The 10,079-nt window shown below is 33.3% G+C and carries 10 protein-coding genes and 1 pseudogene; 7 read left to right on the top strand and 4 right to left on the bottom strand.

Features of this window, described 5'->3' with window-relative positions; translation table 11 throughout:
• Positions 1-876 precede the first annotated feature (876 nt).
• From JFL43_RS16850 to JFL43_RS22745, 4 genes and pseudogenes are all read left to right on the top strand, one after another.
• Positions 877-1,599, top strand: a complete 723-nt coding sequence (locus JFL43_RS16850) for a hypothetical protein (protein ID WP_200749951.1) — start codon at positions 877-879, stop codon at positions 1,597-1,599.
• A 556-nt stretch (positions 1,600-2,155) separates the two neighbouring features.
• Positions 2,156-2,533: a hypothetical protein gene (locus JFL43_RS16845; RefSeq protein WP_200749950.1), complete on the top strand. Its 378-nt coding sequence runs from the start codon at positions 2,156-2,158 to the stop codon at positions 2,531-2,533.
• A 447-nt stretch (positions 2,534-2,980) separates the two neighbouring features.
• Positions 2,981-3,403: a hypothetical protein gene (locus tag JFL43_RS16840; RefSeq protein ID WP_200749949.1), complete on the top strand. Its 423-nt coding sequence runs from the start codon at positions 2,981-2,983 to the stop codon at positions 3,401-3,403.
• A 437-nt stretch (positions 3,404-3,840) separates the two neighbouring features.
• Positions 3,841-3,942: pseudogene (locus JFL43_RS22745) on the top strand (glycerophosphodiester phosphodiesterase family protein); the annotation flags it as partial.
• Positions 3,943-4,023: 81 nt separating this feature from the next.
• Here JFL43_RS22745 and JFL43_RS16835 read toward each other — a convergent pair.
• Positions 4,024-4,608 (bottom strand): LysE family transporter, encoded by a 585-nt coding sequence (locus JFL43_RS16835; protein WP_200749948.1) that lies wholly within the window; start codon positions 4,606-4,608, stop codon positions 4,024-4,026.
• A 114-nt stretch (positions 4,609-4,722) separates the two neighbouring features.
• On the opposite strand from JFL43_RS16835, the gene JFL43_RS16830 reads away from it, so the two are divergent.
• Positions 4,723-5,277 (top strand): helix-turn-helix domain-containing protein, encoded by a 555-nt coding sequence (locus tag JFL43_RS16830; protein WP_200749947.1) that lies wholly within the window; start codon positions 4,723-4,725, stop codon positions 5,275-5,277.
• A 202-nt stretch (positions 5,278-5,479) separates the two neighbouring features.
• Here JFL43_RS16830 and JFL43_RS16825 read toward each other — a convergent pair whose 3' ends face one another.
• Both JFL43_RS16825 and JFL43_RS16820 read right to left on the bottom strand, forming a co-directional pair.
• Positions 5,480-5,620 carry a hypothetical protein gene (locus tag JFL43_RS16825; protein WP_200749946.1) on the bottom strand — a complete coding sequence of 47 codons (141 nt, stop codon included), beginning with the start codon at positions 5,618-5,620 and terminating at the stop codon, positions 5,480-5,482.
• Positions 5,621-5,674: 54 nt separating this feature from the next.
• The gene (locus JFL43_RS16820) at positions 5,675-6,112 is read right to left on the bottom strand and encodes a cytidine deaminase (RefSeq protein ID WP_100797623.1); all 438 of its coding nucleotides are present in this window, start codon (positions 6,110-6,112) and stop codon (positions 5,675-5,677) included.
• 1,174 nt (positions 6,113-7,286) lie between these two features.
• Here JFL43_RS16820 and JFL43_RS16815 point away from each other — a divergent pair.
• Both JFL43_RS16815 and JFL43_RS16810 read left to right on the top strand, forming a co-directional pair.
• Complete coding sequence (locus JFL43_RS16815) at positions 7,287-7,979, top strand: AIM24 family protein (RefSeq protein ID WP_200749945.1); 693 nt, start codon at positions 7,287-7,289, stop codon at positions 7,977-7,979.
• A gap of 490 nt (positions 7,980-8,469) precedes the next feature.
• Positions 8,470-8,748 (top strand): hypothetical protein, encoded by a 279-nt coding sequence (locus JFL43_RS16810; RefSeq protein ID WP_200749944.1) that lies wholly within the window; start codon positions 8,470-8,472, stop codon positions 8,746-8,748.
• Between the two features lie 288 nt (positions 8,749-9,036).
• Here JFL43_RS16810 and JFL43_RS16805 read toward each other — a convergent pair whose 3' ends face one another.
• Positions 9,037-9,531, bottom strand: a complete 495-nt coding sequence (locus JFL43_RS16805) for a hypothetical protein (RefSeq protein ID WP_200749943.1) — start codon at positions 9,529-9,531, stop codon at positions 9,037-9,039.
• Positions 9,532-10,079 lie beyond the last annotated feature (548 nt).

Below are 10,079 nucleotides of genomic sequence, written 5' to 3'. Positions count from 1 at the left end.
TTATTTTTGGATAAGAATCTTCTCTATGAATAGTTTGGGGTATATATGGTATTATTATACTATGTAACTTACCGGGTGGGAGGTTGCCCTAGTTCCTTTCTCTTTACTTGATAGAGAAAGGGGGTGACCGATATAGATATTCTATTTGTCGTACTAGTGGAAGCAACTAAAACGATTGTCGCACAGACAATTATTTTATTTTTAAAAATTATATCCACTAAAAAACGCAAAAAGAAGACCACCCGCCAATCCTCCAAGAGAAACGGGAAGCCTTCTAAAAGAAAGAAAAATTAAATAGGAGCAACTAACCGCTTGGATTAGTTACTAGGTAGGCGAGATGTTGATGCATCCCGTCTTTCTTATATATTCCACATTATATCATAATTATTCTGAAATCAATCATAAAGAGCTACTTGTAGACTCAAATGTATTGTCTTAAGTTATAATGCTTATCATAATCAATTTGAGGTGTTTAAACTGAAAATAAGAAAAGTGTAAAGCATAAAGTGTTGTTAGGGATTAACTATTCATTTATGATTTGTTTCAATTCCCTTGAACTGCTGGATTACCATGCCATGCTCTTAAGTATTATGGTATCCATATATTTGTCAAAGTCTTGAATGTGAAGTGGTAATTCTAATTTTTAACTTTCATCTCACACCAGCCATTTAATGATATTTTATAAACTAGTATGAAAGCAAGAACGATTGCTGGTGCTACTAATGTTGCAGATACACCTCATTGAGATCCTAATAATCGAATAAATGAACGCACTTTTATATTGGAAAAAAATAACATTTAATATAGCCTCATTTCTAAAGAAAGTAAAACAAAAAACTGTTTTTTCAGTATAAGAGATTAGGAGGTGCATTCTAGATGATGCGATTTAATACACTCTTTGTATTAATATTAATAGCCATTGGTTTACGTTGGTTAATATTAGATAAATTTGAACTGGAACAATTGTTAACAGCATTCTTGTTACCAGTAGGAACCGTTGTTTTATATTTAATTGTAAGACGACAAGTAAAAAAAGAAATGAATTATGTTCCCAAGAATGAATTGCAAAGTTGGTCTTCTTATTTAGGTCAATGGTCTGTTTTGACTCCGAAAAAAATTTATAATGGATCCACATATACAGGCGAATTTAAACGTTATTATGAAAAAAGATGGCATCGTATTATAGCTGAACTAGTTGAGGAAAAGGAGTTATGGTATTTGTCTTTAGATTTTACGTTTGCTGAGAATACATATAAAATGCACTGGATGCGAAATTCAGTTAAAAAAATGCATGAATCATGGAAAATCGAGAAAAATGGACAAATGATTGGGAATGTGAAAACGAATGTTAATGCCAAAAATATGATGACTTTAAAAGAATCGATGACAGCAACAATTGGAGATGAAAAATTCGATTGGCAGTCGTATACAGTTGGGGGTAAGGTTGAAATTCTACATAATGGGCAGAAGATTGGTAGTAGTGGTCGAGGCGAGTTCTTTAAAGCGGATGTGACTGTAGATATACAACATACATACGCTAACTGGGAAGAATTTTTAGTAGCGATGACGCTACTTTATCGTTCTTATTATCAAAAATGAGTGGGGGGATTTTGAGTAGAATAATTTCAATTGAAATTCACTCCAATCATTTTATGTTCACAAAATTATTTAGCAATAGGAAGATATATAAATTGTAAGCGATCCAATATTGATTGTTTACAATTTTTTTTATGAAATCAAGCTCTAATAGTTGGAGAACATTTGATGTATGAATAACCGTTTTTGAACACAGTGCTGAAATGGCTTTTCCGTAACAAAAAAATCCTTCAAGCATAAACTAGCATACAGTGTAGAAAGCAAGCAATAGATGACGATCTTACATACTTTTTAAAATTGCAGTAGCAGAAATGATTTAGTAGCACTCATTTGGGCACGGGTGTTACTAATCGACAATTAATCATATATTGAAAGTAATGATGGCGATTTGTTGGGGGAATTATTCTGCTTTAGCCATCTTTTACACTGTCATTTTTGGGGATTTAGGATAATGAAGAAATGAATATTTCATAAGTACAGCCTGGGGAAGTGTACCGCATTTAGGTTTAAGTATTGGCATTGCGTTGAAATAATATAAATAGAGGAAAAGGGTGGGAAGATGAATTTTGTAAAGCAGATAGTTAGTTCGGCGTTTTTAGGGTTCGTCTTATTTTATTTTGCGTATGTTTTAGATATGGGTAGCTTCAAAATGGAAAGTGGATTTTTGATGGTTTCAGTCATTATCAGTATTGTATTTTGTATTTTGTATATCATAGTTGGCATTGTATGTACAAAAGAGAACAGTATGATTATAGCTTATCAAACCGTTTTTGGAACGGCTCTATTTTTGCCAATCTATTTAACAGTCATGGAAAATTTAGTAGATGCAAAAACAAGTTATGTCGTAAGTTTTATTATTAGTATTACCATTGCATTTCTAGTAATCATAGTAACTCTAGCGTTTTCCATACGTCATTATTATTTTAAGAAAATGTAATTCGATGAAAAACGACACACCGGTTTAATAGGATACTGGTCAAAATTAGAAGAATAGTATATTAGTATGACAGGTGTATTGATTAACCAATTTTAACCATAACTATTAATGTGGCTGGTTGATATCCGCTACGCTCCGTGCAGGGTCTCGGTTCGCTTGCATTTCCCGCAGGAGTCGAGAACCCTCCGCTACAATCAACTAAAAGTGTAGTAACATACGTTAATATTGAACGTAAAAAAACATTTTAACGGAAAATAAAAACCTAAAATTCTCCTAATCAACACACCTGTTATTATATATAAATAACTAACTTATATTTTGAATGGGTAATCCAATGAGGTTACCTTTTTTGTTGAAATTATTTAGGGGAAATTAGGAACGACTGAAATAATAGACGGCGTAGGTTCATATCTATATAGTAGAAACTCTATTTAATGGGAGGCAAAAATGATGAAATATATATTAGGAATTATTTTGATAGCCGTACCTGGAATATATGGTTATTTAGGAAATACTTTAATAATCCCACTTTATCCAATGATTGCACAAATCTTTTTTGTTGTTTATTGGTTGTGGATTGGGTACATAATTGGGCGACTTAGCAAAAATCAACTGCAAGGTTTCCTATTTGGAAATAGTTTATGGATAATATCTCTTCTACTATTTATCTGGCAATTCATGCTAACAGATAATGTGGACAGAAATGTACATATCGCAGCAATTCCTCAGTACTACATTCTTTCATTTGCTTGGCTTGCTAGCAAACTATCATCAATCTTTTTTTCAATCAATGGAACAACGATTATTATCGTTGCTTATGTTTGTATGCTATTCATATTTATCCTTGGGTTTAGGGCCGGAAAAAAATGAGATTAAAATATATGGTAACAGGTGTGTTAATTAACCGATTTTAACCATTGCAATTAAAGTGTTAGGTTGATTTTCGCTACGGGATGCTATCTTTCCGCGGGCAAGCAGGAGTCGAGCACCCTCCGCTACAATCAACTAAAAAATGTAGTAACATACGTTAATATTGAACATAAAAAAACCATTTTAACGGTAAATAACAACCTAATATTTCCCTAATCAACACGCCTAATATGGTAATAAACTAAAATGCAATTTGATAATTTATTAAAAATTAAAGCTGGTGAGATATCGTCAGTTTTTTCTTGTTGTATATATTTCATTTGAAATTATAAGATAATAAATATAGAAGAAAGCTTTCATAGGGAGATTAAATAACAAGCTTTTCCAACAGTATATCAATCAATATTTAAAGTAAAATCTCTAGTTACGCCTTTTCCATTTTATATAAAAAAAGTGATAATGAAAATGAAGGAAATCAAATTGCGAATTACCTCGAAAAACTTCCAGCTAATCGCCTTGAACAGTTAACTATATATGGTGTTCATGACTCAATAGACCAAAATTAGCGACCAAATTGAGTCACTTTTTTCTTTTAAAATAATATCGTTTTACTACTTACTCTATTTGATAAGAATTGAAAAAGCACTATATACCAATAAAACTGCCATAATTATATTAAACTGTTGTCTGTATTGTAATAAGAGCTTTTGAAAAATCGAACCAAATAGACTCCAACTAAATGTACTCATTAAACCAACCATTCCTAAAAATAATGAGAAAAGAAGGTAGCTGAAATATGAAGCGTAATAGGGCAGAATGAAGGTTGCTACTACTGTTATTCCAAAAAGAATACCTTTTGGATTAACAAATTGTAACAAGATACCTATTAAGAAAAAGTTTCTATTACCGTCATTATTTCCGCCGTCATTATCTTTACTGGTAAGTATTTTAAAAGCCAAATATAACATGTAACCTACACCAAAAATGGTCAAAGGAAATTCAATTATTGGCATAGCACTTGTAAGTATGACATTTAAAAAACTACATAATAATGTGATAACAAAAAATCCGACACCCACGCCTAAACAAAATTTAATTGTTTTTTTCAATCCATATTTATTCGCAAACGCCATTGCCATGATATTGTTGGGACCTGGAGTAAAACTGGTAATAAAAACAAATAACAAAAATGAAAATACAGGCATTTTTGGACCTCCCTTTTATGATGTATGTTATAATGTCCGAAGCAAACAATATAACGTCGTTCTTTATATTATATACAACAGTCGTTATATTGTACATTGTATAGGAGTGAGTGTATGGAGGAGATTCATCTTATTCTTGCAAGAAATTTAAAAGCTATTAGAGAGAAAGAAAAATTAAGTTTGGAAAAGGTCTCTCAATTAAGTGGGGTAAGCAAAACGATGATAGGGCAAATTGAAAGAGGAGAGTCAAGTCCAACTCTTACAACTATTTGGAAAATAGCTAATGGATTAAAGATTTCTTTTACTTCTCTAATAAATAATCCGCAGCCTGATGCTAAAGTTGTTTTAAGAAATGAAATTCAAGTATTGTCTGAAGATAATGGAAGGTATAGAGTATATCCCTACTTTCCCTACCAAGAAGATAGACGCTTTGAAGTTTACTCTGTTGAAATTGAACAGGAAGGGATATTAAGTTCTGATTCCCATAGAGAGGGCACTGAGGAATTTATCACTGTTTTTGATGGAGAAGTAACGATTCGTGTCAGTGAATGTAAATATAAATTAAAAAGTGGAGATTCATTCAGATTTAGGGCAGATAGACCTCACACATATTATAATTCTGGAGAAACATTAACCCGATTAAGTATGACGATCTATTATCCAACCTAACAAATTTTTTTAACTAACGGGGGCGTTGATCCAAGAAGGGTAAAGGCACTTAATCAAACTAGTTAAACTCAGTAAATTCAGTACGATTTATCAAGGTTTTAAGCAACCCTAGAATTAACTGAGTTAAAAAAATTAACTCGAAAAAATAATTATGTGAGCAAATGTGTGAGCAAGTGGTCTGTTCTAAATAGCTCATAGTGAATTAAATTGGCTTTTTTCTAAAGGCTGTTTTCTCAATGACTGTTGCTTTTACTGTCTTGTGATAAATAACAGCGATGATTCTACAAAAACTTGTGGGATTATCGCTGTTTTGATCTGAATATTTCGCGAATCTAGTATTCAACAAAAGCTCCTCGTTAATTTAAGTACATCTTTTCACAAACGTTTCTTAATATAATCATTTATGATATTGTTCTAACTCTTCTGCTGGATATGCATTTGTCCAATGGTATGGCTGTAATTCATTTAAGGTCACAAACTTTAACGTATTATCTGGAGTAGTGACACCGACCTTGACATCTACACCCCAAAAACGTAATCTTTCTTGACATACACCGCAAGGCGAAAGTACCTTAAAAGGACTATTTTCATCATCTCTTACAACACATAAACAGTGGGTTACACGTACATTGCATTTATGTGCCTCACACATTGCTCCTACTTCAATACATAAGTCTACACTCGAATTTGCTGTTTCAATAGAAACACTAGTAAAATATTGTTCATCTTCTGAATGAATTATTGCTACGCCGCCCCAGCCTTTTGGGTACCTATTAGGAATAAATTCAATGGCCCTGCGATACATTTCCTGTTCTATCATTCTTCCCTGTTCCATATAATCACTCCTGTAATATAGTTTAATTTGTTTTTCCCCATTTTTTATTAATTTAGATTGAGTAACAGTTAAATTATAACAATTCAGCTGAGCTGTGTAACTAGCATATTACTAATCATACCCATTTAACCAATCTGCACCTCTAGTCCAAAGAAAAAAAGAGCTGCCTATGCAACTCAATAATCTTTAATTAACGCCCTACGTTAGCTCAATATCCAAAATCCTATTCCGAATAAAATGCTGTTTTCTCAAAGATTGTTGCTAAACGAAAGCATCAGATACTTTAAAGAGTACGTTATATTTTAGTTTATGGGAAAGGTCGAATGAACTAGTATAATTAAGTGTAATTTAACTTGTTTCGTAAGAGGTGTTGAGTTTGTTCAATAAGAAAATATCGATTGGACATTCAGAAGATGCTGTCCTGGCAATTATCGAACACTTAGAGAAAAGTAATGTTCCTTTTGAAATAGGACTCAAAGATATTTTAATGCGGTTGTCTGAAAGATTCCGGTCGAAAAAAACGATGAAGTGTACGAAGTGTTTTATGCGGTCGAAGTTCAAAAAAAATATGCGGAAAAAGTAGAAGCTATTGTGGCGAAGTAGGTGTCGAAAGAAGTTGTGAAGCATTGGTATAAAGTGGCGAAAAAGAAAAGTAGAAAATTAGAGAAGAAGGAAAAAGCTCTTTATTTGTGTCTTTTATATACCTTATAGCGGCATTAGGCATCGAAATAGGTAAGGTGTAGGAGCAAACATCGTTTCTTATATTGCTTGTGCGATGTTATTGATGTGTGGTGCTTTTATGGCGACAAAATATTACAAAGAGAAGAAAAGAGATATGATGTTGATGTTCATATGTTTTGTTATGATATATTTTATGCCGTTTCTTCTTTTGCAGCTTTACTTCTATATGACAAAAAACGTGAAGCCCAATTTTGTTTATTCCTAAATATTTTGCATAAGATAGATACTGTTGAAACCCTTCATGATTCATTGGTTATAATTTAATCAAATTATAATAAATCGAAAATCCACACTTCAATTATGACATATTTTATAGATAGTAATTTGTATAGTTTATATTAGGGGTTTTAGATGTTATTCAAGTAACAGAGGCTTTAGTTGAAACCTGGTTGCACATTTCTACGTATATGTTAAAAATGAAAGGTTGTGTGGCATGAATAAATACTCGATTGCTGAATTTATTAAAAATACGGAGCAAGAGGACAAAGGAGAAGGATTTTTTGAATTAGAGACACCTCGTTTGTTAGAGGTGAATCTGGATGGACTCGTATGGGCCAAGGCAGGTTCAATGGTCGCTTATCATGGAAGGATTAAGTTTGAGCGAGAGGGTATTTTAGAACATGGAATTGGGGCTATGTTCAAAAAGGCTTTGACTGGTGAAGGTGCTGCCCTCATGAAAGCAAATGGGCAAGGAAAGTTATATCTTGCTGACAGTGGAAAAAAAATCATTATTCTTTATTTACAGAACGAAGCAATTTATGTAAATGGAAATGACCTACTTGCATTCGAACCATCTATCAGACACAATATTAAGCTTATGAGAAAAGTAGCAGGTATGATGGCAGGTGGTTTGTTTAATGTTCGCTGCGAAGGAACTGGTATGATTGCCATTACCGCCCATTATGAACCACTCACATTACGTGTAACACCAGGAAAACCAATTATTACAGATCCAAATGCAACTGTAGCGTGGTCGGGAAACCTTCAACCTGAATTTCAAACGGATATTTCACTAAAAACCTTCATTGGAAGAGGTAGTGGAGAATCGATTCAAATGAGGTTTGAAGGAGACGGTTTTGTCATTGTTCAGCCGTATGAAGAAGTTTTTATGCAGGCACAGAGTTAATAGGTTTTAAGCGCTTATCTATATGAGGGATAAAAGCCCCTATTGAGCTACCAGAAGAGGTATTTATGCAATTAAGTTACGTGAAAATGCTCTTCCTGGCGTGTTTTTTGAATGAAGGCCTTAACTCATAAATTGATTTTCAACTAACGGAGGCGATTCTTTCATAATGAAGAATCGCTTTTTGCTTTTTCAAGTAAAGTGGCAGTTTAGTTGAAGAGGAATAAGGACTATTCCTGAAATATTTAGAATGTAATTTTATCTAGCAGAGATCTCCGTTCCAAAATCAGAATATCCACTAGCTATTTTAAATTTTTATTTACTCTTTTTTTAGATGATGTATCAATAGTCAAAGTTTTGTACAAGAATTCATTAATTAGATTACATAGATATACGCTACTTAATCCGTGCATATTTTCTGGACATTTTTACAATACTATGACTAGATAATTTATCTAATCTAATCTAATTGATAGGAAGGGAAGAGGCATAATTGGCTAAGCACTCAGATATAAGTTGGAAACAGGATCATCCAAGCACTTTGTTTAGCAACTCTGTTCAAAAGGCAGAGCGTATGTTAAAGCAAGCAATGTCACACCCGGAGGAGATAGCGATTGAGCATACTTTCAATCAAATAGAACATGCAGAAAATGCAAGCTTGAATGCAGAACAATATGGTGAGCATTTAGAGACAGTCCAACAAAATAAAGAATACTTAGAGCTGATCAAGCAGCAATTACACGAAGTGCAAGAAAAAGTGAAAAAGCAGTAAGACAATAACCCACGCAGATTTTGAACTGCTCCCTGTCAAGTAGACAGTCGATATAATATAATGCTTAAACGGCTTGAGCCCTTTATTCTAATGGACTCAAGCCGTTTAATTTTTCTTGGTCATCCATTTTTCAATTGGTTTGCTTGCAGAAATCCACGTGTTAGCGATTTTCAGCGACATGTTGCGCAGGTGAGGAAACATAAGGCTTTCTTTTTCAGCGGATCACGGACTGTAATCCAATGATTTAGGAAATAAATATTAATTTTTAATATTGAAGTTAATCTTTAGTTAACACCAAACGATTATTTCATACGGTGTGGTTTGTGCAGGAATACTTCTTGTAGTAGGACCATAGATGACAATTAAGTTTCGATTTGCAGGGTTTTTTGAAAAAGGCTGCCCATTTTTAAGTAAGATAGGGGTATAGGGAGAGAGATTTAATTGCAATATGCCATCACTACTCACCAATTGGTTATTAAAAAAGTCTACTTTTACATTTTGATTGTTGTTTTCCTTTACAACGACAAGCGCTCGATATTGCGGAGGGTATATCATAGGTACAGGTGCATCACCATCATAATATCCAGTAATCCAATTATCGAGAGTCACAATTTCTTGGTTTACAAAGTAAGTAGAAGGTGAGACCATAAAATTGACGATGCCGCCAGTACCATCTTCTACCGTCATTAGTTTATAACAACCTTCCCCCCCTTCCGCATTTTGCCCAATTGTAAAATCATTCATCTGTGTAACAATCCCACGAAAAGATTTAAAATTTACCATAGCCATTCCTTTCTTTATAAAATCTCAATTAATAATTGGTGAGACAAATCTCTGTCTGATTATTGTTTATCTAAAGGGATGAAATAATCTGATTTGAATTCAATCTATGAAGAGTAAGCCTATCGTAAAATGAGTACCTTTAGTACAGTATCATTTTAATTTATGTGAAATTTCCAATAGAGTGACAGATTAATCAATAAGTGGATTGTATCTGCTAAACGCGGGGACAGACTAAAATAACTCATTTAAACTCATTGTAGAGAACAGTATCATAAGTAAATACGTTTATTTATGTTTAAATTTACTATTATATCTATAAATTGGTTGTGATGTTTTGTAAATAAGAAAATTTAGGAGATGGTTTCTTCAGTAGAAATTTACCAATTATTAGTGTGTTAGGAACTGATATTGGCCGAAGTTTTGAAGAATTAATTCCAATTACCATTAAAGTGGTAGGTTGATTTCCGCTACGGGATGCTTGCTTTCCGCGGGCAAGCACCAAGCCGCTTCCTTCACTACGCTCCGTGCAGGGTCTCGGTTCGCTTGCA

It is taken from the genome of Viridibacillus soli, assembly GCF_016612995.1.
Lineage (GTDB): Bacteria > Bacillota > Bacilli > Bacillales_A > Planococcaceae > Viridibacillus > Viridibacillus soli.
This window is presented reverse-complemented; position numbering and strand designations above follow the sequence as displayed.